Origin of the sequence: Kribbella sp. NPDC003505 (assembly GCF_040610875.1) — a bacterium.
In the GTDB taxonomy this organism is placed as follows: domain Bacteria; phylum Actinomycetota; class Actinomycetes; order Propionibacteriales; family Kribbellaceae; genus Kribbella.
Genome location: NZ_JBEXNA010000001.1, coordinates 478612 through 502534 on the forward strand (window position 1 = coordinate 478612; position 23923 = coordinate 502534).

19 protein-coding genes are annotated in these 23923 nt (G+C 69.9%); 8 read left to right on the forward strand and 11 right to left on the reverse strand.

The window, feature by feature from the left end; all coding sequences use genetic code 11:
• Nucleotides 1-2: 2 nt before the first annotated feature.
• Complete coding sequence (locus ABZX12_RS02185) at nucleotides 3-827, forward strand: DUF3097 domain-containing protein (RefSeq protein ID WP_355689016.1); 825 nt, start codon at nucleotides 3-5, stop codon at nucleotides 825-827.
• A gap of 33 nt (nucleotides 828-860) precedes the next feature.
• Here ABZX12_RS02185 and ABZX12_RS02190 read toward each other — a convergent pair whose 3' ends face one another.
• The 6 genes from ABZX12_RS02190 to ABZX12_RS02215 form a co-directional block, all read right to left on the reverse strand.
• On the reverse strand, nucleotides 861-3437 hold the full coding sequence (locus tag ABZX12_RS02190; RefSeq protein WP_355689018.1) for a DUF3376 domain-containing protein: 2577 nt from the start codon (nucleotides 3435-3437) through the stop codon (nucleotides 861-863).
• 93 nt (nucleotides 3438-3530) lie between these two features.
• Nucleotides 3531-4550: a LacI family DNA-binding transcriptional regulator gene (locus ABZX12_RS02195; protein ID WP_355689019.1), complete on the reverse strand. Its 1020-nt coding sequence runs from the start codon at nucleotides 4548-4550 to the stop codon at nucleotides 3531-3533.
• 106 nt (nucleotides 4551-4656) lie between these two features.
• Nucleotides 4657-5979, reverse strand: coding sequence for an ABC transporter substrate-binding protein (locus ABZX12_RS02200; protein ID WP_355689021.1), 1323 nt, complete (start codon nucleotides 5977-5979; stop codon nucleotides 4657-4659).
• Between the two features lie 212 nt (nucleotides 5980-6191).
• Entirely contained in the window at nucleotides 6192-7292 is a 1101-nt protein-coding gene (locus ABZX12_RS02205) for a LacI family DNA-binding transcriptional regulator (protein ID WP_355689023.1), read from the reverse strand.
• On the reverse strand, nucleotides 7252-9087 hold the full coding sequence (locus ABZX12_RS02210) for a DUF2264 domain-containing protein (RefSeq protein ID WP_355689025.1): 1836 nt from the start codon (nucleotides 9085-9087) through the stop codon (nucleotides 7252-7254). The genes ABZX12_RS02205 and ABZX12_RS02210 overlap by 41 nt, the downstream gene beginning before the upstream one ends.
• 38 nt (nucleotides 9088-9125) lie before the next feature.
• Nucleotides 9126-10214: a hydroxyacid dehydrogenase gene (locus tag ABZX12_RS02215; RefSeq protein ID WP_355689027.1), complete on the reverse strand. Its 1089-nt coding sequence runs from the start codon at nucleotides 10212-10214 to the stop codon at nucleotides 9126-9128.
• Nucleotides 10215-10500: 286 nt separating this feature from the next.
• Here ABZX12_RS02215 and ABZX12_RS02220 point away from each other — a divergent pair, with 286 nt between their 5' ends.
• The 4 genes from ABZX12_RS02220 to ABZX12_RS02235 are packed head-to-tail and all read left to right on the forward strand — an operon-like array spanning nucleotide 10501 to nucleotide 15179.
• The gene (locus ABZX12_RS02220) at nucleotides 10501-11367 is read left to right on the forward strand and encodes an ABC transporter permease subunit (RefSeq protein WP_355689029.1); all 867 of its coding nucleotides are present in this window, start codon (nucleotides 10501-10503) and stop codon (nucleotides 11365-11367) included.
• Entirely contained in the window at nucleotides 11364-12257 is an 894-nt protein-coding gene (locus ABZX12_RS02225) for a carbohydrate ABC transporter permease (protein ID WP_355689031.1), read from the forward strand. The genes ABZX12_RS02220 and ABZX12_RS02225 overlap by 4 nt, the downstream gene beginning before the upstream one ends.
• Nucleotides 12258-12267: 10 nt before the next feature.
• Complete coding sequence (locus tag ABZX12_RS02230) at nucleotides 12268-13923, forward strand: extracellular solute-binding protein (protein WP_355689033.1); 1656 nt, start codon at nucleotides 12268-12270, stop codon at nucleotides 13921-13923.
• A complete protein-coding gene (locus ABZX12_RS02235; RefSeq protein WP_355689035.1) occupies nucleotides 13920-15179 on the forward strand; it encodes an alpha-L-fucosidase in 1260 nt (419 codons plus the stop codon). The genes ABZX12_RS02230 and ABZX12_RS02235 overlap by 4 nt, the downstream gene beginning before the upstream one ends.
• An 89-nt stretch (nucleotides 15180-15268) precedes the next feature.
• Here ABZX12_RS02235 and ABZX12_RS02240 read toward each other — a convergent pair whose 3' ends face one another.
• The 4 genes from ABZX12_RS02240 to ABZX12_RS02255 all read right to left on the reverse strand — a co-directional run bounded on the left by ABZX12_RS02240 (nucleotide 15269) and on the right by ABZX12_RS02255 (nucleotide 20918).
• Nucleotides 15269-16606, reverse strand: coding sequence for a M60 family metallopeptidase (locus ABZX12_RS02240; RefSeq protein ID WP_355689036.1), 1338 nt, complete (start codon nucleotides 16604-16606; stop codon nucleotides 15269-15271).
• 79 nt (nucleotides 16607-16685) lie between these two features.
• Entirely contained in the window at nucleotides 16686-19079 is a 2394-nt protein-coding gene (locus ABZX12_RS02245; protein WP_355689037.1) for a polysaccharide lyase 8 family protein, read from the reverse strand.
• A 98-nt stretch (nucleotides 19080-19177) separates the two neighbouring features.
• Nucleotides 19178-20404 carry a radical SAM family heme chaperone HemW gene (gene hemW, locus ABZX12_RS02250; protein WP_355689039.1) on the reverse strand — a complete coding sequence of 409 codons (1227 nt, stop codon included), beginning with the start codon at nucleotides 20402-20404 and terminating at the stop codon, nucleotides 19178-19180.
• Between the two features lie 61 nt (nucleotides 20405-20465).
• Nucleotides 20466-20918, reverse strand: coding sequence for an META domain-containing protein (locus tag ABZX12_RS02255; RefSeq protein ID WP_355689718.1), 453 nt, complete (start codon nucleotides 20916-20918; stop codon nucleotides 20466-20468).
• Between the two features lie 287 nt (nucleotides 20919-21205).
• Between ABZX12_RS02255 and ABZX12_RS02260 the strand changes: the two genes are divergently transcribed.
• Nucleotides 21206-21883 (forward strand): Crp/Fnr family transcriptional regulator, encoded by a 678-nt coding sequence (locus ABZX12_RS02260; RefSeq protein ID WP_355689041.1) that lies wholly within the window; start codon nucleotides 21206-21208, stop codon nucleotides 21881-21883.
• Nucleotides 21884-21986: 103 nt separating this feature from the next.
• Nucleotides 21987-22877, forward strand: coding sequence for an MBL fold metallo-hydrolase (locus ABZX12_RS02265; protein ID WP_355689042.1), 891 nt, complete (start codon nucleotides 21987-21989; stop codon nucleotides 22875-22877).
• Nucleotides 22878-22880: 3 nt separating this feature from the next.
• Here the strand turns inward: ABZX12_RS02265 and ABZX12_RS02270 are convergent, their stop codons facing one another.
• Nucleotides 22881-23183, reverse strand: coding sequence for a hypothetical protein (locus ABZX12_RS02270; protein ID WP_355689044.1), 303 nt, complete (start codon nucleotides 23181-23183; stop codon nucleotides 22881-22883).
• Between the two features lie 53 nt (nucleotides 23184-23236).
• Between ABZX12_RS02270 and ABZX12_RS02275 the strand changes: the two genes are divergently transcribed.
• Nucleotides 23237-23908, forward strand: a complete 672-nt coding sequence (locus tag ABZX12_RS02275; protein WP_355689046.1) for an IMP cyclohydrolase — start codon at nucleotides 23237-23239, stop codon at nucleotides 23906-23908.
• Nucleotides 23909-23923: the final 15 nt, after the last annotated feature.

The following is a 23923-nucleotide window of genomic DNA, read 5'->3' on the forward strand; positions in this document are numbered from 1 at the left end:
GCGTGGCTGACAGGTATGGGAACGACGTACTCGCGGGTGACTGGCGCAAGCCCAAGAACGGGCGGACCGTCGAGGTCGAGATCGAGAAGGGCATGGTCGTCGAGGAGCCGAGCTCGGGCTTCGTCGGCGCGATCGTGCGCTGGGAGCACGGCGTCGTCGACCTCGAGGACCGGCACGGCAAGATCCGCACCTACCCGCTGGGCCCGGGCTTCTGGCTCGACGGCAAACCGGTCAGCCTGAAGCCGCCGAAGAAGGCCGGCCCGGCGAAGAAGACCCGGACCGCGTCCGGATCGGTGGCCGTCGACAACGTCCGGGCCAAGGTCGCGCGGGCCAGCCGGATCTACGTCGAGGGGCGGCACGACGCCGAACTGGTCGAGAAGGTGTGGGGCGACGACCTGCGAATCGAGGGCGTCGTGGTCGAGTACCTCGAAGGCGTCGACGACCTGGTCCAGATCGTCAACCGGTTCCAGCCCGGCCCCGGGCGGCGGCTCGGCGTCCTCGTCGACCACCTGGTCGAGGGGTCGAAGGAGTCGAAGATCGCGGCCCAGGTGACGGACCGCTACGTGCACGTCGTCGGGCACCCGTTCATCGACATCTGGGAAGCGGTCAAGCCGTCGTCGGTCGGCATCAAGGCGTGGCCGCGGGTCCCGCACGGCCAGGACTGGAAGAAGGGCGTGCTGCAGGCGTTCGGCTGGCCGGCCACCGACCAGGCCGACGTCGCCGCGGCCTGGAAGCACATCCTGTCCAAGGTGAACAGCTTCGCCGACCTCGACCCGGCCCTGCTCGGCCGCGTCGAGGAACTCATCGACTTCGTGACGCTGGACTGAGAGGTCCCGCCAAGAGCTGCCCCCTGCTACGCGTCAGCTCTTGGCGGGACCTCTGATCTCCGGCATCCGCCGCTCGATCCAGGACCGGATCCGGCGGCGGGTACGGCGGACGTACCAGGTCACCACGCCGAGCACCGCGCTCAGCGCCAGCACCGCGCCGGCCAGCACCGCAGCCGGGATCCGGGCGGCGTCGACCAGTCCGGACAGCACGAGCAGCACGACGCCGACCGCAGCTGTTGCCGCGGGCAACCATGGCTCGAAGACCGCGGGCCGGCGGGCGGGGCTGAGCTTCGCGCCGCGCACCATCCGGTCCCAGACCGTCTGCCGCGCCGGCTCGGTGAACCAGCGCGTGGCCCGCAGCAGCCACGAACCCGGCTGCTGCTTGCGGCCCGCGGCCGCCTTGACCCAGTCGCCGACCTGCGGACCGAGGCCGCCCGACACGTCGACCATCCGGTCCGCGAGTCCCTTGGTGATCGCGCGGCCCTCGGGGGACGCGTTCAGCTCGTCCCGCATCGTCACCAGCGCACCGAGGCCGGCGTCGACCGGGAAGTCCCTGGCCAGCCGCTCGATCCGGCCGGCGACCGCGTCGAGCTCCCAGCCCTCGGCCCGCAGCACCTCGCGCTGCGTCTCGCGGATCCAGTTGGCGTCCGCACCGAGCATCGCGCCGAGATGCGCGACGCAGTGCAGGCGACCCATCAGCCAGTCCCACCGCCGCCAGTCGGCCGCGCCGAACGCGCCGAAGTGGCCGACCTGGCTGCCGTACAGGATGCGGTCCTTCAGCTGGTTGGCGATCGATCCTTCCTGCAGCTCGTCCAGCACCGCGAGCGGAATGTCCGGCCCGAGGCGCAGGAACTGGAACGGCGCACTGCGCTGCTGCGGCGTGCGCGCCGACGTACAGCGGGACACGATCTCGACCTCGAGTGCGGTGTCGACGAGCTCCCGGCCGACCACCGAGATCAGCGCGGCGAACGCGTCGCCGAGCGCGCGCTGGATCTGCAACTGCTCGAAGATGTCGTTCAGCCCGACCGCGACCGCCTCGGCGCCGCCCGCCGGGCGCAGGTCGAGATCCGCCGCCGCCAGCTCCGCGTTCAGCGCGTCCCGGACGGCCTGGACCTTCATCAGGCAGTCGCTCGCCGCGGTCAGCCGCTTCTCCAGGTCGGCGCGCTCGGTCGGCGCCGCGGCGCCCACCCGGTTGCGCAGCGAGCGCAGGATCAGCCGGACGATCCGCTCCGCGGCGCCGGTCCCCCACAACCAGCTCGGGTTGCCCTCGGCGTCGTCCCGGAGCGCCGCCGTCGAGCCGTCCGGGCCGGGCACCCAGGGATGCTCGGTGGTCAGGATCTCGTCGATCTCCGGCTCCGACAACGCGGTCGCGGCGTCCAGCACGGTCGACTGGTCGTGACTGGCGATCGTGACCGCCTCCCACACGCCGCCGGCCGCACGGCCGCGCGCGTAGGCCGGCTGCAGCGCCTCGGCCGCCGCCGTCAGCCGCGCCCGGTCCTCTGGTTGCTTGAGACAACGGTCGAACAGCCGCTGGGTGTCCGACCAGGACGCGTCCGCCTCCAACAGCAGCCGCTCGAGCTGCTCGACGTCGGAGCGGAAGTCGACCTCCCGCGGGAACTGGACCGCGGACAGCGCGGCCACCCGCCAGCTCGGCTCCTTCGCGCCGGCCAAGGCGGTCGCCGCGCGCCCGATCCCGGCCGACGGTACGACGTACAGCACGTAGCGGCTGGCCTTGCCGGCGACCGGGCGGCGGGCGACCACGTCGAGCACCGGGCCGAACGGGGCGTTGTCGAGGACGCCGCCGTCGATGAGCCAGGAGCCGGACTCGGCCGGGCCGGGCTGGATCCGGGGCGGTTGCGCGGCCAGCTCCGGTGTCTCCAGCACCGGGCCGAAGGCCGCCGGGAACGACGCGGACGCACGGGCCGCGCGCGCCAGCAGGTCGGTGTCCTTCAGCCCGTTCTTCACCTCGACGGTGAACTCCCGGCGCACACCGTCGTACGTCGGCGCGTCCTCACTCGTGAAGCCGAACAGGTAGCGATGGTCCGGTACGACGAACGCCTGCCCCGCCGCGTCCTTCGCCTCGAACTGCTGAACACCCAGCCCGGACGCGGTGACGAACAGCGTCACCGGCTCCTCGGCGTCGCTCTCGCCCGCGTCGGCGACCCCTTTCAGCAGGTCCTCGAGTTGCCGCAGGAAGTACTTGCCGTCGAGCACCGACGTCGACTTCGCGCCCGCGGACGGCACCAGCTTGCCGACGTCGAGCGAGCCGAGCCCGACCCACTTGCGGCGCAGCCACGGACCGTCGTCGCCGTCGGGGTCGAGGGTCGAACCGTTCGCGATCGCGGTCGCCAGCAGCGAACCGTTCAGGCCGCCGGCGCTGGTCCCCGCGATCACGTCGACGACCACGCGGCGCCGTTCCGCGCCGTTGTGGCACAACTCCCGCCAGCGGTCCGCGAGCACCGCGTCGTACTGCTGCGGGCCGGGCGCACCTTCGTCGCCGGACGCGCGCCGGATCAGATCGAGCTCATGCGTCACCCCGCCCATCCAGACCGCCAGGCTGACACCACCGTTCAGAACCAGCGCGATCCGGATCTCGTGGTCAGTCGACATGGGCGCCCCCCTTTCACCCAGAGATACCACAGCGTTGCGCTCGAGGTGGGGTGGTCGCGGTTCGCGTGTTGGCGACGCCGACGCCGGTGCCTGTCAGGCGCTGTCGCGGATGATCAGTTCGGTGTCGTAGATCTCCGGCGTGGTGTGTTCGGCGCCGCCGATCTTGGCCAGCAGGATCTCGGCGAGGCGGGCGCCGAGTTGCTCCACGGGCTGGCGGACGGTGGTCAGCTTCGGGGTCGTCGTGGTGGCGAGGACCGAGTCGTCGAAGCCGACCACGGCGACGTCCGCGGGCACGCGGCGGCCGTGTTGCGACAGCACCCGCAGCGCCGCGGTCGCCATCAGGTCGGACGCCACGAACAGGCCGTCCAAATCCGGGTGCTCGTCCAGCAGGCGCAGGGCCGCCTGCTCGCCGCCGTCGGCGGTGAAGTCGCCGTACGCGATCATCGCGGGCAGGCCGGCTTCCTTCATCACTTCCTGGTAGCCGGTCAGGCGGTCGATGCCGGCCGTCATGTCGAGCGGCCCGGCGACCGTCGCGATCTTGCGGCGGCCGATCGACAGCAGGTGCTCGACGCCGGTCCGGGCGCCGGCGACGTTGTCCACGTCCACACTCGCCACCGGTACGTCGACCCCGAGCGGCCGCGCGCTGAACACGATCGGCAGCGGCAGCTGGGCGAGCTCCTGCAGCACGTTGTCGCGGCCGTGGTGGCTGATCACGATCGCGCCGTCCACGTGCCCGCCGCGCAGGTACCGCAGCAGACGCTGGTCGTCGGCCCCGGTCGGTTCCGCAGCCGGCTCGATCAGCAGCACGAGCTGGGACGACGTCGGCGCGAGCGTCCGGCTGACGCCGCTGAGCATGCCGGCGAAGAACGGGTCGGAGAACACCCGGCTGTCCGGTTCCGGGACGACGATCGCGATCGAGTCGGTCCGCCGCGTCACCAGCGCGCGGGCCGCCCGGTTCGGCACGTAGCCGAGCTGCAGGATCGCCTGCTCGACCGCCGCGACGGTGTCCGGCAGCACCTTCGGCGATCCGTTCACCACCCGCGAGACAGTCGCCCGCGACACCCCGGCGAGCGCCGCGACCTGCTCCAGTGTCGGAGAACCAGACCCGTTCATCGGCCCTCCTCAGTTCTCGATTGGCCTGCGTTCACACCGTAGTACGTCCGAGGACGAACGTGCGTCGGTCGTTGCCGGGCGGAGCGGGCGTGTTGGCAGAAATCCTTCAGTTGCCGACGCGGGTGTTCGCGGTCTTCTCCGCCTCGGCGAGCGCCTGCTCCCAGGCCGCGGCCGAGGTCTGCTTGCCGTCGTCGACGCGCGCCAGCGCCGCGCTGAAGATCTGGTTGATCTCTCCGTCGCGGGGGCCCTTGTGCTGCTTGAGGATCACGTTCCGGGCGCGGTTGACGAAGATCTGCCCGACCGGCGCGTTGTTGAAGTACGCGTTCACCTGCGACTTCACCTGCGGGTCGTCGTAGGCGTCGACCGTCGACGGGAACGAGCCGATCTTCTTGAACACCTTCACCTGCTGCTCCGGCGCGGTCAGCCAGGCGGCGAGCTTCGCGGCCTCTTCGGGGTGCGGCGACTGCGCCGGCACCGTCAGGTACGAGCCGCCCCAGTTTCCGCCGCCGCCGGGGAACACGTCGGCGACGTCCCACTTGCCCTTGCCGTAGGCGCCGGCGTTGTCCTGGATCACGCCGAGCAGCCAGCCCGGGCAGGCCATCGTCGCGAACTTGTCGCTGCGGAACGCCGCGTTCCACGCGTCGCTCCAGGCCGGCAGCCGTGCGGACAGACCGTCCTTGCTGCCCGCCACGACCTGGTTCCAGGTGTTCTTCAGCAGCGGATTCTCGTCGCCGAGGAAGCGGTCCTCGTTGGAGTAGTAGGCCTGGATCAGCTGGTTGCGCATCGCTTCCCAGGTCAGCACCGCGGAGTCGTACCAGGCCGAGCCGGGCACGCGCTGCTTGAACTTCCGGCCGGCCGCGAAGTACGACGGCCAGTCCTGGAACAGCTCGGCGACCTTGGCCCGGTCGGTCGGCAGCCCGGCCTTCGCGAACAGGTCGCGGCGGTAGCAGATCGCCTCCGGGCCGATGTCGGTGCCGTAGCCGATGATCTTGCCGTCCTGCGTGGTCGCGCCGGCCACCTTCCAGTCCAGCCAGCGGTTCCGCAGGTCGTCCGCGCCGTACTGGCGCAGGTCGACGAACTTGTCGTCCTTGGCCAGGTACTTGTAGATCCAGCTGACCTCCATCGCCTCGATGTCGGCCAGGCCGGTGCCGCGGGCCAGGTTCGCGTCCAGGTTCTTGACGTGGTCGTCGACGGTCTTGGCGTGCTTCTCCACGATCGTGATGTTCGGGTGCTGCGCCTCGTACTCGGCGTACAGGTCGGCGTACCCGAACTCGTTGAAGGTGGCGATGGTCAGCTCGATCTTCGGCCCGTCGGCATCGGAACCGGCCGATTCGGTGCCGCCGGAACCACCGCCGCAGGCGGTGACGAGCAGGATCGCGGCGCACGCCAGCACGCCGGCTACGGGGCGATAGCGGGCACTGGGCCGCATGCAAAGCTCCCTGGAACTTGGACGGAGTTGAGAGCGCTCTCGGATCGCGAAAGTGAGCTGAGTCTCAGGGAGCCGCACTGGATATGTCAAGCACCGCGTCGTCACTCTGAGATACGGGGCCGAACAGGTCCGGACATAGTGTCATCGCTGGTCACGCTGCGGATCACGACGATCACCGAGGGCGGTGGCTGCTGGGAGTTCGCTGTGAGTGATCAGCCGGTCGCCGGCGGCCCGACCGAGTCGCGGACCACCACGACGGTGCCCAGCGTGGTCATCGGCTGCTGGTGCGCGAACGGGTCCGCGCTCGGCTCCTGACCCGCAATGCCGGCTCGTACGGCGGCCCGCCCGAGCTCCTCCAGCGGCACCCGGACCGTGGTCAGCGCCGGCTGCAGCTCGGTCGCCACCGGTACGTCGTCGTACCCGACCACCGAGACGTCGTCCGGGATCCGCAGGCCGCGCTCGCGCAGGGCGGCGTACACACCGGCGGCGACGATGTCGTTGGCGGCGAAGATCGCGGTGAAGTCGAGGCCGTCGTCGAGGGCTTTGAGCGTCTGCTGATAACCCCATTGGCGGCCGAACGCGCCGGTCCGGACCAGGCGCGGGTCGTGCTCCAGCTTGCGGGCCGCGAAGGCCTGGTGGAAACCGCGCAGCCGGGCCGTGGTCGTCGAGAGGGTGGTCGGGCCGCCGAGATACAGGATCTTGGTGTGCCCGGCGCTGAGCAGGTGGTCGGTGATCGCGGCGGCGCCGCCGATGTTGTCGTATTCCACGGCGTACGCCGGGACGCCGTCCTCCAGTCCCGGCCGGCCGCACAGCACCAGGCTGGACCCGCTGCTCGCCAGCTGCCGGGCGCGCTGCCCGACCGCGGCGAAGTACTCCTTGTCCTCGACCGCGCCGCCGACCAGGATCACGGCGTCGGCGCGCTGCTCGAGCAGCAGGTCGACGAACCGCAGCTCGGCGGCCTCACCGCCCTGCGTCGAGCAGACCAGGCAGAGCCGCCCGGAGGCGAGCGCCTCGGCCTGGACGCCGCGGGCGATGTAGGCGAAGAACGGGTCGACGATCTCGCTGACCACGATGCCGACGACGCGGGTGGTGGAACCGGCCAGCGCGCGGGCGTGCGCGTTTGCGACGTACCCGAGGTCGCGCATCGCGCGCTCGACCGCGGCCCGGGTCGAGGCCGCGACCGGATAGTTGCCGTTGACAACTCGGGAGACGGTCGCCGTGGAGACACCGGCCCGGGCGGCCACGTCCCGGATCGTCCGGGCCGCCTCGGGGTCACGCCGGCGCGCCCGTGTCCGGGGCGGTTCCGCCGCCATCACCCACCTCCTCACCCAGCTGTACGCCGGCCCGGGCACCGTCGGCGAACCGCACGGTGACGTGGAACCCGTCCACCGTCACCTCGATGCTCTCCGCCAGCTGCCGCGGCCAGACCGTGTCGCCGGACAGTACCACCGCCGAGACCAGCACCCGCGGACCTTTCCCGTCGTGCTCGGCAACCAGGTACGGCGTGGCGGAATGCGGGCCGAACGCGTTGGTGTCGAGCCCACGCCGTACGTCGGCGGCGTCGTAGCCGTACAGGCCGATCATCGCGCTGGTCAGCCGATCGATCCGCATCGCCTGCGCCCAGACCTCGCCGGTCTTCGCCTCGGGGCGGTGCTCGCCCGCGACGGCGTACCCTCCGTGCCGCACGACTCCGGCCGGGCCGTCCACGAGGACGCAGCGCACCTCGATCCGCCCGTGCACCAGGCTCGCGACCTCGAGTCGCGACTCGCCCGCCTGCCACCGGGAATGCCCGTCGGCGATGCGCTCGATCCGGCTCCGCTCGCCGGCCAGGCTGATGTGGTTGTCGAGCTGCTCGTCGGCGAACTCGGGGCCTGTCCGACTCGAGTAGGCGAGACGGTTGTAGTGCGGGTCGCCTTCGGCTCCGTGGTCACTGCCGTGGTTGAGGAGGCGTACCAGGCCGTCGTGCTTCGTCGCCTGGACGAGGAAGCCCGGCGCCGGCATCGCGCGGATCTGGTCGTGCTCGTCGAGTGGCAGCGCGGCCTCGCGGGCGGTCCACACCTCGTGGTCGGCCGGGAGCAGCAGCCCGAGGAATCCCTTGGACGCCCAGTACGGCGACGCGGGTCCGGAGTACGGCTGCGTCGTCGGCAGGAAGTGGTGGTGCCAGCCGAGCGTCAGGAGGCCTCGGTCGTCCGGCACACCGCGGTCCACGAAGTGCCTGAGGGTGCCCGAGCACAGGCGACGGGTCTGACCCGGAGTGAGCGGCGTGGCGTCGAGGAGCGCGCCCATCCAGTACGGCGCCGCGGTGGCCGTCCGGTAGCAGAGGGAGCGACCGAAGTGGATCGGTGCGCCGTCGGCGCCGGCGAGATGGACGGCGTCCTCGAGGAAGCGGTGCAGGCGTTCCTTGTAGACCTCGAGGCGGCCGTCCGCAGCGGGCCCGGCCATTCGCGTCCACAGGCCCGGGTACAGGTGTATCGCCCAGCCGATGTAGTGGTCGAAGTTCTGCCCGGGGCCGTCGGAGTACCACCCGTCGCCCACGTACCAGTCCTCGATCCGGTCGAGGCCCGCGTCGATGTCGTCCTGCGCGTACGGCGCTCCGATGGAGGCGAGGAACTGCTCGCCGACGACCTGGAACAACCGCCAGTTGTTGTCCCACGTCCGTGACCCGACGAACCCGCTGAGCCAGTCGACGACGTGTTGCTGCTCGCGTCCATCGAGCTTGTCCCACAGCCATTCCCGCGACTCGTGCAGACCGACCGCGATCGCCGCCGCCTCCACCATCTGCTGCGAACACGGCGTCAACCGCGGCCACTCACCCGCCGCACCGGCCACGAGCCCACGCGCGTACCGCTCGACCAGCTTCTCGTCTCCACCGGTCGCCGCGATCCGGAACGCTGCCAGCAGGAACGACCGCGCAAACCCCTCCAGCCCGTCGCAGTCCGCCCCCGACCAACTCCCCCGTCCCGGCAACCGCACCTGCGCCGCACTCGCGGTGAACCAAGGCACCAACGACTCGAGCAAGTGATCCGCCACCGCCAACCAGGTCTCCCGCGTGTACCCGGTCCGCGAGGAAAGAACCCGATCCGGCGCCGGCAACCGCAGCTGCCCCACACGCCCCTCCTGCTCCGCAGCCACAGCCCACCCGGCGCTCATGCGATTCGCCTCAGGTCTTCGTGGGTGATGCCGTGGGCGAGGGGCCGGCCAGCGGCCAGTCGCTCGATCTCGGCGATGGCCGACTCGCCCAGGCGGGTGGATTCGTTGCCCATGGCACCGGCCAGGTGGGGGGTGATGAAGACGTTGGGGAGCTGGAGCAGCGGGGAATCGAGTGGGAGTGGCTCGGGGTCCGTGACATCGAGGATCGCGTCCAGGCGGCCCGAGACGCACTCGCGTTCCAGGGCGGCGTGATCGACGACCGGGCCGCGCGCGGTGTTGATGAGTACGCCGCCGTCCGGCATCGCGGCCAGCAGCTCCGCCGACACCAGCCCCTCGGTCTCGGGCAGCAGTGGTGCGTGGACGCTGACGATGTCGCTGGCCGCGAACAGCTCCGGCAACTCACACCACCGCGCGCCGTACGCCGCAGCCTCGGCCCGACTCAGGAACGGGTCGTACACGAGTACGTCGACGTCGAGGCCGCGGAGCCGTTCGAGCACCAACCGGCCGATCCGGGACGCCCCGAGGACGCCGACCGTCGTACCGAGCGCGCCGAGGATCGGTGCCCCCGGCAACGGTCGCTTCACGCCCGAGGTCCGGAACCAGTCGCGGTGCCGGAACGCTCGCTTGCCGGCCAGCACGATCGCGGCGACGGTGAACTCCGCGACCGGCACCGCATTCGCGCCCGCCGCCGACGACACCTCCACCCCACGCTCGAAGGCCACCGGGTCCACGAACGTCTTGATCGTGCCGGCCGCATGCACGATCGCCCGCACCTTCGGCGCCGCGTCGAGCACGGCCGCGGTGATCCGGGGACACCCCCAGCCGGTCAGCAACACCTCCGCGTCGGCCAGATCGTCCGCCACCTCCGCGAACGAACCGGCCAACCGCGGCACACCGTCGACCACCCCGCCGCACGGCCGGCCGGTGGCGAGGCCTCCCGGGACGTCGAGGCCGAGCACCTCGGCGACGGCAGCGAGACGGGCGCGCGCCGCCGGGGTGACCACCTCGGACCAGGTCTCCGCGGGCATCGCCACGAGCGTGCGCAACCGCGGACTGCTGCCCCGGTCGGGTTCAGGATTCGGCACGGATCACTCCTAGTAAACGGTTACTAAGAACGGTAGGCAGACCGTCGACCATCGGTCAAGACAAGTTCCACGACCGCTTGACAGCCAGGTACTGAACGTTTCATGGTTGCTGCCAGCACGATAGCAACCGTTTACTACGAGGAGGCGCCCAATGCTCCGCGTCAGCCGCTCTCCCGGCCGCGCCACGTCCTGGTCCGCCCGCCGGGCAGCCTCCCGAGCCGCACGCCAGGGGCAACACGGGCGCGGAGGTCCTGGGTTGGGCGCCCGGTTGTGGCGGGATCGGGTGATGTTGCTGCTGGTGTTGCCCGGGTTGCTGTTCTTCGTGGTGTTCCACTACGTGCCGCTGCTCGGCAACGTGATCGTCTTCCAGGACTACCAGCCGTATCTCGGGTTCAAGGAGAGCCCGTGGGTCGGCTTCGGCAACTTCGCGGTGTTCACCGAGCCGGACTTCTACCGCGCTCTGCTCAACACGCTGAAGTTCGCCGTCCTCCAACTGGTGCTGTTCTTCCCGGCGCCGATCGGGCTCGCGTTGCTGCTCAACAGCATCGTCAGCCCGAAGATCAAGCGGTTCGTGCAGAGCGTCGTGTACCTGCCGCACTTCATCGGGTGGGTGATCCTGATCTCGATCAGTCAGCAGCTGATCGGCGGCACCGGACTGCTCCCGCAACTGCTCGGCGAGCTCGGGCTGCCGCGCGCCGACCTGATGACGAGCTCCGGCTTCTTCCCCTGGCTGGTGACGCTGCAGCTGATCTGGAAGGACGCCGGCTGGGGCACGATCATCTACCTCGCCGCGCTGCTCAACATCGACACCGAGCACTACGAGGCCGCGGCGATCGACGGCGCGGACCGCTGGCGGCGGCTGTGGCACGTAACGCTGCCGGGCATCGTGCCGGTCACCCTGCTGCTGTTGATCCTGAACCTCGGCAGCATCCTCTCGGTCGGCTTCGAGCAGATCCTGCTGCAGCGCGACGCGGTCGGCGCCGACGCGGCCGAGGTCCTCGACACCTACGTCTACTTCCACGGCGTCCTCGACGGCCAGTGGGGTCCGGCGGCAGCCGTCGGCCTGGTCAAGGGCGCCATCGGCCTGGTGCTGATCCTCGGCGCCAACAAGCTCGCCCACCGCTTCGGCCACGAAGGGATCTACAGCCGATGAAGACCTCGCAGCGGCCGCCGTGGATGGAGGCACCGAGCAAAGCCGGGCTGGCGATCAAAGGCGCGGTGATCGCGGTCGTCTGTCTCCTGGTGCTCTACCCGTTCGTCAACATCGTCGCGACGAGCCTGGCCGGCGAGTCCGAGATCACCCGGCGCGGCGGCATCATCTCGTTGTTCCCGAGCGAGCCGACGCTGGCGGCGTACAGGACGATCTTCGCCGGCGGCGTGGTCAGCCATGCGCTGCTGGTCAGTGCGGGCATCACGGTCGTCGGTACGGCGCTGAACATGGTCGTCACGATCGCGCTCGCCTACGGGCTCAGCCGGCCGATCGTCGGCGGGCGGTTCGTGTTGACAGCAGTATTGTTCACAATGCTCTTCGGGGCCGGGATCATCCCGAACTTCCTGCTCGTCAAGGCGCTCGGGCTGTACGACTCGTACGCGTCGCTGATCGTCCCGGGACTGGTCAGCGCCTTCAACTTCCTGGTGCTGCGCAACTTCTTCCAGAACATCCCGGCCGAGCTGCTCGACAGCGCCCGGATCGACGGCGCCGGCGATCTCGCGATCCTGCTCCGGATCGTGCTGCCGCTGTCGAAGGCGGTGCTCGCGGTCGTCGCGCTGTTCTACGCGGTCGGGCACTGGAACGCGTTCTTCAACGCACTGCTCTATCTCAGCGACACCGGCAAGTGGCCGTTGCCGCTCGTGCTGCGCCTCTACGTCCTGCAAGGACAGCCGGTCGGCGGCGCTTCCGAGTCGCCCGGCGAGGCGGTCGCGTCGATCCAGGCCGTGCAGATGGCGGTCGTCGTCGTGGCGCTCGTCCCCATCCTCTGCGTCTACCCGTTCCTGCAGCGCTACTTCACCAAGGGCGTACTCACCGGCGCCATCAAGGGTTAGGAGAAACACCGTGACCACCCCATCGCTGAGTCGCAGAAGCTTCCTGCGGAGCGCAGTCGGCGTCGCCGTGATGAGCGCCACCGGCGTCCCGACGCTGGTTGCCTGCAGCAACGCCAGTACGGCGTCCGGGCCTGCCCGCGCGTCCTCGGTGACGTTGCCGACCTACGTCGCCTTCGACGGCCCGAAGCCGGATCTCGCCGGCACCGCGGACGGCGTACCGCCGGGCTACCTGACGTACCCGAAGGACCTCGTCACCACGGTGAAGACGCCGCCGCTGTCCGGCGGCAAGGTGAGCGTGATGACCGACATCTTCGATCCGCTGCCCCCGGCCAAGGACAAGAACGCAGCCTGGCAGGCGGTCGAGCAGAAGCTCGGCGGCACGCTCGACCTGACGATCGTCCCGGACAGCGACTGGGCGACGAAGTTCCAGACGGTGCTCGCCGCGAACGAACTGCCGGACCTGGTGCTGTTGTCCGACTCGAGCCTTGTCAACAATCTACCGGCCTTCTTGTCGGCAAAGTGCACCGACCTGACGCCGTACCTGTCCGGCGACAAGGTCAAGGACTACCCGAACCTCGCGAACATCCCGCAGGTGATCTGGCAGGCGTGCGTGGTGCAGGACAAGATCTACGGGCTGCCGATCCCGCGCAGCATCACCGGCGGCGCGGGCTTCTACAACAAGCGGCTCTTCGACGCGGCCGGTGTCGAGTACCCGGCCACCGCCGAGGACTTCCTGGCCGCCTGCAAGGAGCTGACCAGGCCGCAGCAGGGCCAGTGGGCGATCGTGAACTCCAAGGGCAACACGTTCTTCACGATGATCCAGCAGATGTTCGGCGTCCCGAACGGCTGGAAGGACGACGGCGGCAAACTGACCCGCAGCTTCGAGACCCCGGAGTACCAGGCCGCCCTCGAGTTCGCCGTCCAGCTCGTCAAGGCAGGCCTCACCGTGCCCGGCTCCGACGGGATCGACGGCACCGCCCGCAAGAACGCGTTCCGGGCCGGCAAGGGCGCCCTGGTGTACGACGGCTTCCCGGCGTACTCCGGGTACGTCAAGGACATGTCCCGGCTGGACCCGGAGAACGACCCGCGGGCGTTCGTCCCGATGGCGCCGAAGGGCGGCAAGGCGAACACCTGGTCCGACAACATCCTGTTCGCCTACACGCTGATGAAGAAGGCCGACGAGCAGCGCGCCAAGGAGCTGCTCGCGGTGGCGAACTTCTTCGCCGCGCCGTTCGGCAGCACCGAGAACCTGCTGCTCACGTACGGCGTCGAGGGCGTCGACTTCACCCGCGACGCGAAAGGCAACCCGACGCTGACCAGCAAGGGCGAGGCGGAGATGACGGTGCCGTGGAAGTACATCACCGCCCCGCCGCAGGCGCTCTACAACGCCCAGTTCCCGACCTACGTCGAGCGCGCGCACGAGGACCTGACCAAGCTGATCGGCATGGTCGTCAAGGACCCGACGGCGAGTCTGATCTCGCCGACCAACGACAAGTCCGGCGGCGACATCGGACAGGCGCTGACCGACGTCCGCAACGACGTGATCGCCGGGCGGAAGCCGATCAGCGCGTTCGAGGCCGCGGTGCAGAAGTGGGCGAAGGACGGCGGCGACAAGATCCGCGGCGAGTTCGAGTCGGCGCTGAGCGGCGGTGCCAGTCCGCGATGAGCTGGTTGACCGAGGCGCGGTTCGGGCTGTTCGTGCACTGGGGCATCTACGCGGCCGCGGCGCGGCACGAGTGGGTGAAGTCGTACGAACAGCTCACCGACGACGACTACCAGCCGTACTTCGACCACTTCGAGCCGGACCTGTACGACCCGGTGCGCTGGGCGGACGACGCGTGGAACACCGGGATGCGCTATCTGGTGATCACCACCAAGCACCACGACGGGTTCTGCCTGTGGGACTCCGAGCTCACCGACTACTCCGCGCCGAACACGCCGTGGGGCAAGGACCTGCTCGCGCCGATGGTCGACGCGTTCCGGGCCCGCGGGTTCAAGATCGGGCTGTACCACTCGTTGCTCGATTGGCACCACCCGGAGTTCCCCATCGACCTGTACCACCCGCAGCGCAAGGACGTCGACTTCATCGACCGTACGGCCGACCGCGACGTCTCGAAGTACGCCGACTACCTGCACGGCCAGGTCCGCGAGCTGCTCACGGAGTACGGGCAGATCGACGTGATGTGGTTCGACTTCTCGTACGCCGATCGCGGGTTCAACGCCAAGGGCCCGGACGAGTGGCGGTCGGCCGAACTGCTCGCGATGGTCCGCGAGCTGCAGCCGGGCATCCTTGTCAACAATCGACTGGGACTCGGTGCGGGTGACTTCACCACGCCCGAGCAGGTGCAGCCGCCGGGGAACGAGGTTGCGGCCGGCAACGGGACGCAAGTGCCGTGGGAGGCGTGCCACACGCTCAACGGCAGCTGGGGGTACCACCGCGACAACCACGACTGGAAGTCGCCGGCGCTGCTGATCCGGATGCTGGTCGACGCGGTCTCGAAGGGCGGCAACATGCTGCTCAACGTCGGCCCGAACGGGCGTGGAGCGTGGGAGCCGCGCGCGCTCGACGTCCTCGCCGGCATCGGGGACTGGATGCGGCTGCACGAACGGTCCGTGCGCAACTGTGGCCCGAGCTCGTACCTGCCGCCGGCGGATTGTCGCTACACGCAGAACGGACGGCGGCTGTATCTGCACGTGTTCGCGTGGCCGATGGGTCATCTCCATCTGCCCGGGCTGGGCGACCGCGTCGAGTACGCGCAGTTCCTGCACGACGCGTCGGAGATCAAGCGGGTGGACGTCGATCCGGCGGCGCCCGGGCACACGTACCTCACCGGTCTGCCGGAGAACACGCTGACGCTCAAGCTGCCGAACCGCGCGCCCGAGGTCGACAGCTGCGTGATCGAGCTCTTCCTGCGCGACTGAGCCCGCCCCGAACGACGAAGGCACCCACCTCGACCCGGTGGGTGCCTTCGTCCTTTTGTCTACTCGCGGATTGTCTACTCGCGGATCGTCTACTCGCGGATCGCGGACGGGTCGGTCGGCGGCGGGGTCAGGTGCAGCGCGCCGATCCGGGCGATCGCCTCGGCGTCGACCGGGACGCCCCAGGCCCGGAAGAAGTCGCTCAGGTCGTAGCCGGCCGTCTGGCTGGACAGGACGACGAGGTTGCGCAGCCGGAGTACCTCGTCGGTGTAGTCGCTCGCGTACGGCCGCTCGACCCGGACCAGCTTGTGCAGGTCCGGCCAGAAGCTGTTGCCGAACGCCAGCCGCAGCTGCTCGAACATCACGAGCTTCTCGTAGGGATCGAACGTCGTGCCGTAGTTCACGCCCGGCGTCCGCAGCTTGCCGGGGGCGCTCTGCCACGGCGTCAGCCCGGTCTTGGCGTCGGGTGCGTGCAGCCGCGGCACCTGGCCGTACTTCGTGGCGAAGACCGCGTTGACCGCGAGTGAGTAGATGTTGACCGTCACCTCCGTCAGCGAACTCGGCTTGTAGGTGATCTGCTGATGCTGGTGACCGAGCTCGTGGTAGATGCCCCAGCCACGGGTCCGCAGGCCGGACACGGTCAGCATCCGGTCCTGGATCGGCGGCGGGAACGACATGTGCCCGTGCGTCGCGTACGCCCCGACGCCGGTGATCGCGGACGGGTACCCGACGAAGTGGTACCGGTGCGCCAGGCGGGCGTGCACCGGCGCGGATCCGTCGTACCCGCTGGTCGCGTCCTCGATCCCGATGATCTCCTCGTAGGTGGCCAGCAGGTCGGTGTGGTTCTCGCTGCGGTACGTCAGCGCCGACGCGCGTTCCACGGTGATCATCGCGTGCGGGCCGACGTGTTCGACGTACGGCGTGGTGCGCTCGTCGAGCTGGCGCTGGAAGTCGGCCTCGCCGGTGCAGCCGAGGACGAAGTACGGCATCGGCTGCGCTTGCTCGCCGATCGAGACCTTGGCCTGACCGGTGTCGCCGATCAGCTTCAGGTAGACGACACCGCCGCCGGCGTCGGTCACGGTGTTGCGACCGACCTGGAGCGGGTACTCGCGGGGCGACTTGAACTCCTTGCGGGCGTCCGCGTCGGGCGCGCCGATCACCAGCGTCGGAGCCTGGCTGCCGGCGTGGACGACCACGGTGAGCGCGGTGGCCGCCGGCAGGTAGAAGCCGGTCGGGCGGAGTTCGCTGGCGCTGAGCGAGTCCTGCGTCCGGTCGAGCTCGGTCGTGCGCGCCGACGGGAGCGCGGGGATGGTGATCGTGCTGGTTTGCGCTCTCGCGACAGCTGGTACTGCGGCCAGCGCCAGGCCGGCTCCGGCTACTTGAAGGACACGTCGCCGGGTGAGCTGCAGGGGGCGGGCGTGCGGCATCATCGAACAACCTCCTGGTTGTACTTGCCAGCACCCGGCGACCCGGCCGGCCCTGGTGGCCGGCCCCGGTTGCTTGCGGAACTCAGTGGAAGGACACGCTGTGGGTGGCACCCTTCGTGCCGCCGACCGCGACGTCCAGGACGAGCTGCTTGCCAGTAGCAACTACCGTGACCGCCGGATCCTTCGCGATCACCTCGCCGACCTGCCGGTCGACGATCAGCCGGACGGTCTGCGCGGTCCGGCTCGGATCGGACACCGCGACAGTCGTCGTCGATCCCTCCTTGCCGATCACCACCGAAGCAGGCCCGTCACACGCCACCAAAGGCGCTCCGGCGCCGCCCGGCACCGCGGACACCGCGGACACCGAGCCTGCGGCCCAGAAGTTCACCAGCACGAGGTTCTCGCGGTGGGATCGAACGGCTTGGACATTCGGATTGTTGACAAGGATCGTCATCCCGGGATCGGCCGCCAGCTCGGCCGTCCGCCGGCTGGTTGCGTTGGGCAACACCACGTACGCGTACGAGCCGACGTCCGTACCGTGCTCCAGGACGAGCTTCGCGTAGCGGCGGGTGTACGGCGTCGTCGAGCCAGCCGTGTCGTTACCGATGTTGATCTCGGACCAGGCCCCGGTCCGGTCCTCACACTGCACCCGCAGACGACCACCGGCCGGGAAGACGTAGCCGGCAACGCCGTCCAAGTGGGCCCAGACCGGGTCGGAGTACGTCTGGTCCGCGGCCGGCCGCCCGTCGACCTGCAGCGCGGCCGTCCCGTTCTCATGGAGATTCCGATTGTCGACAATCGTCTCCACCGGGTAGCCGTCGGTGCCGGCGATCCCCGCGCCGAGCGCCACGACCGAGTCGCCCAGACAGAACCAGGACTTCCTCGCCTGCAAGGTCTTGTCGTGATTGATCAGGTGCATACCGACCGCACCGGCGACGCCCCGGTACGACGCTCCGCCGACCCATTCGGCGTACGCCGCGACCGTACCGGTGCCGCTGCCGGACCCGCCCGGTTGCCGCGGCTGCGTGCTGACCGTCGTCCCCGGCATGCGCTGCGCGTCGACCGTCGGCCAGTACGCGTCGTTGAACTGGGACTGGTCGTCGTTGTAGAGGTAGGTCATCCCGTCCCCGACGTACCAGCCACGGAGGTTCTCGCCGTTGCCCCACTCGTAGCGGGCCATGCGCTTCGACGACATCGCGATCGCGAACGTCCAGCCCGGGCGGCGGTGCACCACGCGGTCCTGGTTGTAGAACTGGAAGTGCCGCGGCACGGCCGGCGCGGGCATGACGGCGGCGTCGGCGAGCAGCGCCTTCGCCCGGGAGATCTCGGGGATCGACGCGCCGGGCAGGTAGTCGTCGAGCCGATCGCGGGTGATCCACCCCTTGGCCAAGGCCTGGTAGCGAGACGCGTACGGCTCGGCGACGCCGCTCGCGAGGAGCAGCACGGTCGACGTGGTGCCGTGGCCGTTGCGGTGGTCGCCGGCGCGTTCGCGAGAGATCGCCCGGCCGGACACGCAGTCCATCATCAGGCCGTCGACGACGAACGGGGCGAAGCTGGCCTCGACGGCATCGAGCAGTACGGCGCGGTTCGGGTCGGCGATCTCCCAGGTGGAGCCGCCGAGCAGAGCGATCAGGTTCGCGACCCCGCCGAGCGCGACGTTGCCGTACGTGCCGACGTACGCGAGGTTGCCGTGCTGGACGAACGAGCCGTCGCGGTAAAACCCGTCGCCGCTGGTGACATAGGTGAAAACGCTGTTCTTCCCGGATTCGGCGACGTCGCTGAGCGCGTCCCGGGCGGCGGCGAGTTTCGCGGCCGACTTGCCGACGATGCCGCGGAGCGCGACGATCAGCGCCTTGTCGACGCGGTTCGCGCCGGTCTCGCGGAGCGTGGGCGCGTTGGTCCGCCGGTTCGGATCGGGCACGAACCGGTCGACGGCCGTCAGGTACTTCGTGAGCTGGTCGGCCGACAGCACGTCGTACGCCAGGATGCAGGTGTCCAGCAGAGCGCGCGGCGCGCCGATCTCCCAGAACCACCAGTTCCCGGTCTCTTTCAGCGTCTCGTTGTACGCCTTGGCGTTGAGGAAGTCGAGCGCGCCGCTGAGCAGGGAGCCGGCGTCGGTCAGCGTGGTACCGGCGGTTGCACGCGCCAGCGCGATCGTCTTCAGTCGGGTGTAGCTGATGCTGAAGTTGCCACTGCTCGGGCCGAGCGGCAGGTCCGGCCAGAGCGCCGTCCGGTCGGCCGCGGTGATCATCGTGTCGACGAACTGCTGCGCCTGCGAGCTCAGGTTCGCGAGCGCGTCGGCGTACGCCGGATCGGCCGGGTCGATCGCGCCACCGGTGTTCAGCTCGGCCCAAAGTGCTCGCAGGACGTCGAACTCGTCCTCGGCGAACGCTCGGGTGGGCAGCCCGAGCGTGCTGAGCGCGCCGGCGGCGAGCCCGGCCTGAAGCAACAGTCGACGACGGATGAAGGGCGGCATCGCGGACTCCTCGGCGGCGGTAGTAAACGCTTACCGCACAGCCTGCCGTCTGCTCACAACGGTCGTCAACAGCTCACTGTGATCAGTTCTGATCACTTTCACGGGAGCAGGTCGCGGACCACCGCATCGGCGAGCAACCGCCCGCGATCGGTCAGCACGAGCCGCTCGCCGCCCGCCGGACGCCCCTCGACCACCGCCAGGCCGTCACCGACGACGTCGTCCACGGCGGCACGCCCCGCCGCGTCCAGCACGTCCAGCGGCAGACCCGCCGACAGCCGGACCTCGAGCAGCACCCGCTCGATCCGCCGGGTCTCCTCGTCGAGGGTCTCGCGCGCATGGGCCGGACTCTCACCCGCGTTGATCCGCTCGGCGTACGCGCTCGGATGCTTGACGTTCCACCAACGCACCCCGCCGACGTGGCTGTGCGCGCCCGGGCCGATCCCCCACCAGGTGTCGCCCCGCCAGTACAGCTCGTTGTGGCGGCAGCGCGCCGCCGTACTGCGGGCCCAGTTGGACACCTCGTACCACCGCAGGCCTTCGGCCGACAGCAGCTCGTCGGCCAGCACGTACTTGTCGGCGAGGTCGTCGTCGTCCGGCATCGGCAGCTCACCACGCCGGATCCGCCGCGCGAGCTGCGTTCCGTCCTCGATGATCAACGCGTACGCGCTGACGTGGTCCGGCTGCGCCGACAGCGCCGACTCCAGCGACGCCCGCCAGTCGTCGAGCGACTCACCCGGGGTGCCGTAAATCAGGTCGAGATTCACGTGTTCGAAGCCGGCCGCGGTGGCTTCCTTCACCGCCTGCAACGCTCTCCCCGGCGTGTGCTGCCGGTCGAGGATCCGCAGGACGTGCGACGACGCGCTCTGCATCCCGAAGCTCACCCGCGTGAACCCCGCTTCCAGCAACGCTTCGAGGTAGGCCGGGTGCACCGACTCCGGATTCGCCTCGGTCGTCACCTCCGCGCCCGGCGCCAGACCGAACTCGTCCCGCACCGCGGCCAGCATCTTCCCCAGATCCGCGGCGGGCAGGAGGGTCGGCGTACCGCCCCCGAAGAACACCGTCTCGACCGGCCGGTCCAGGTCCTGCAGGACGCGCCGCGCGAGCCGCACCTCGGCGACCGCGGTCTCGGCGTACGACGCCTGCGACCCACCGCCGCCCAGCTCCTTCGCGGTGTAGGTGTTGAAGTCGCAGTACCCGCAGCGCGACGCGCAGAACGGAACGTGCAGGTAGAACCCGAACGGCCGCTCCGCCGCCTCCCGGACAGCAGCATCCGGCAGCGCCCCGTCCCGGGGCGCAACCTCCCCCTCGGGCAATGTCGACGGCACCCACCCATCGTACGGGGGCGTTCCCCTCATGGTTCCTCGACCGGGTCGCCGACTGCCCGTATCACCGCACGCCGTCAGGGCGCCGGGGCACGGTGTAGTAGGGGCTTCCTTCGGGCCGGGGCGCGCTGAGGTTGAGGCCGGTGGTTAGGTTCGGGCCGCGGAGTTCGAGGCGGTTGGACTGAATCGAGTAAGTCAGGGGCGTACGGAGGTTCTCGAGGACAGCGTGTTCCAGGTCGGCGGCTCGGGCCTCGGGGTAGGTGGGGGTGACAGTGAGCTCGGTGAAGGTGAGAGTCGGGTCGTCGCGGGTGACGGTCGCGGTGAACGGGCTGCTGCCGGTTGAACCGGTCGCTTCGGTGCCGTCGATGGTGAGAGTCGCGGGGGCGGTGAGTGGGAAGTGTTCCAAGGCGTCACCGCGGACGACGGACTCGACGGTCCAGGTGGTGCCATCCAGCGGTAGATCGGGTTCGGCGAAGCGCCGGTCCAGCAGGACGAGCGTCGCACGGCCGTTGGTCAGGGTGAAGGTCGAACCGCAGTACCCCGTCGTCGAGCATGATCCCCCCGCTCAACTCGTTGCACCCGGCCCGTCCGATCAGTACGCCGTCCTTGCGGATCTGCACCCTGATCCGCGTGCCCGGCAACAGCGCCCGCTCCACACCGTTCTTCCTGCACCGAGACCGACAGGTACGTCTTCCCGAGCGGCGACCCTTCCCCACCGATCAACGGCCCGTACACCAACGTCATGGCGCTCCCCTTCGACTGCCCATGGTAAGAGCCGCCCGGGCGGACTGTCATGCTTGGCGGGTGGCTGTGGATGTCGTGGCTGCGATGGCGGGCAGCTTTCTCGGCGGGTTGCCGGAGGAGCTGACCGGGCGGTTGCTCGCGTCGGGGCGGCGGGCCGATTACCCGGCGGGTAGCACGTTGTACCGGGAGGGTGCTGCTCCACAGGCGGTGCTCGTCGTTCGTGGGTTGGTGCGGGTGTTCATGTCGTCGCCCGAGGGGCGCCAGGTGACGGTGCGGTACGCGCGGATCAGCGACGTGCTCGGCATCGCGGTACTCGTCGGCGGGCCGGCGGATGTCGGCGTACAGACGCTGGCGGATTCAACGCTGTTTCGGATCGACGCCGGTCTGCTGACGGCCGCTGCGCGTACGGACAGCCGGGTCGGGTGGGCCTTGGCGGAGGAGCTGAGCCGTCGCCTGTACGAGAACCTGCGGCAGACGGCGGTGAACGCGTTCGGCACGGTGCGGCAGCGGGTCGCGGCCCACCTTCTCGACCTGGCATCCACGCAGCAGAGCCCACGTGGCGAACTCGTCGCGCACATGTCTCAGCAGGAACTTGCCGACGCCGTCGGCTCGGTCCGTGAGGTGGTGGCCCGGGTACTGCGGGAGTTCCGGCAGGCCGGCCTGGTCGCGACCGCGGCCGACATCGTGCACATCCTCGACCCGACCGGGCTCCACGACCAGACGTGGAATCCGGAGTGACCACGGCAACTTCCGCGGACGACAAAAGTCACAGACGGGCCGCGCCGCCAGACGAAGACTGATCTCCTCGCCCCGAATCCGTCGGGGCCCGAAGGGAGTTCAGATGTCCACGAAAGCGATCAGACTGCCCGCCGGCACCGAAGATCCGGTCCGCGCCGTGTCGGTGATCAGCACCGGCAGCGTCGAGATCCATCCCGAACACGCCCACGGCACCAAGAAGCCGCTGTACTGGTGGCTGCTCACCTCCCGCCGGTGGCTGCCGCCTCGCCCGATCAACGTGTACGTCGTCGAGCACGCCGACGGGCTGGTGCTGTTCGACACCGGACAAGACCGCGCCTCGGTGACCGACCCGTCGTACTTCCCGGGCGGATTCAGCGGCGTGGTGTACGACCGGCTCGCCAAGTTCCACATCGGCGCGGACGAGACCCTCGACGCGCAACTGGGTACGCTCGGGTACTCCGTCGACGACGTCGACAAGGCGGTCATCTCGCACCTGCACCAGGACCACATCGGCGGTATCCCGCAGCTGAGCGGCGAGCTCCTGATCACACCGGCCGAATGGGCCGAGCTGTCGGGGTTCTCCCCCGAGGCGCGCGGCTTCCTCCGCAGGCACATCGACGTCCCCGGCCGGCGCTGGAAGCACGTCACGTTCGCACCGACCGACGATCCCGTCCTGGCGCCGTTCGGCGGGACGTACGACGTGATGGGCGACGGGTCGATCGTCCTGCTGCCGACGCCCGGGCACACCCCCGGCTCGCTGTCGATGCTCGTCCGGCGCCGCGACCTGCCACCGCTCCTGATGGTCGGCGACCTCACCTACGAAGCCGGCCTGCTCGAACGCCGCCAACTCCCGGGCGTCGGCGACCGCGGCGAACTCGGACGAACCACCGGCAAGGTCCTCGCCCTCGCGGAACACCTCCCGGGCCTGGTCATCCTCCCCGCCCACGACCCGACAGCAACCCAACGCCTGATCAACAGCTCCCGCCGCACCTGATCCTCATCGCCACTGAAGCCAGTCCTCGAGTGCGGCGAGGTCCTCGTCCGTGACTCCGCGGTACGGCTGCACCTGCCGGAGGAAGGCGGCGCCGGCGTGCTGCGTCCGGACCCACTGACGATCTGCGTCAGCGAGCTCGTCGTTGGCCTGCTCTCCCCACGTCGTCGCCCACACCAGCTCACACAGCAGCGCTCCCAGCCGCGGCCCGACGCCCGCAACGAGCAGTCGGCCTGCGGGATCGCCGCCGTACGGCAGGAGGGTCCCGTCGACATCGAGGAAGAGGATCGGTCCGCCATCCGGTGTCATCGCGGACAGCATGCCAGCTGGCTGGGTTCAGTGGCGCGCGTATGCTCGCGGCCATGTTGCGCGATGGGGTCGAGTATCCGGGGCGTGGACTGGCGATCGGGCGGGACGTGGACGGGGTGCCGTTCTTCTCGTACTGGTTGACCGGGCGGTCTGCTGCGTCGCAGGCTCGCGAGCTCGTCGTGCGCGAGCGCGAGATCATCGTGCGGGACACGTCCGGCGGGCCGGCCGACGATCTGCGCCACTACACGGCGGCGATCCGCGGGGACGACTGGGTCATCGTCGGGAACGGCACGCAGGTGGGTGAGCTGGCTGCCGCGCGAACCCGGCAGCCCGATCTCCAGATTGCGCTGCGCGGGTTGACCTACGAGCCCGACCCGCCGATCCGCACCCCGCGCATCACTGCCGGCGCGACACTCACGTCCGCCGGGCTGACGGATGTGGTGATCGGGGCCGCGCGGCCGTACGACGGGGCGCCCGAGCTCACCGAGCATCCCTCGTTGTACGCCGCTCGCATAGCACCCGGCACCGCCCTCACCACGACGACGTACGCCGGTACTGCGGACAACGTCGTCGTCAACGGCCACCCCGAAGTCACGGTGATCGCGCTCCCCTGGTCCGCGATCACCGACAACCTCTGGCAATCCCTGCAGCCGTCGCTTCGCGTAGCCGCGATCACAGTCCGGCTCGACACCAGCACCTTCACCGAGGCGGCCAGGACACCCTGACCGCTCATCGCCGAG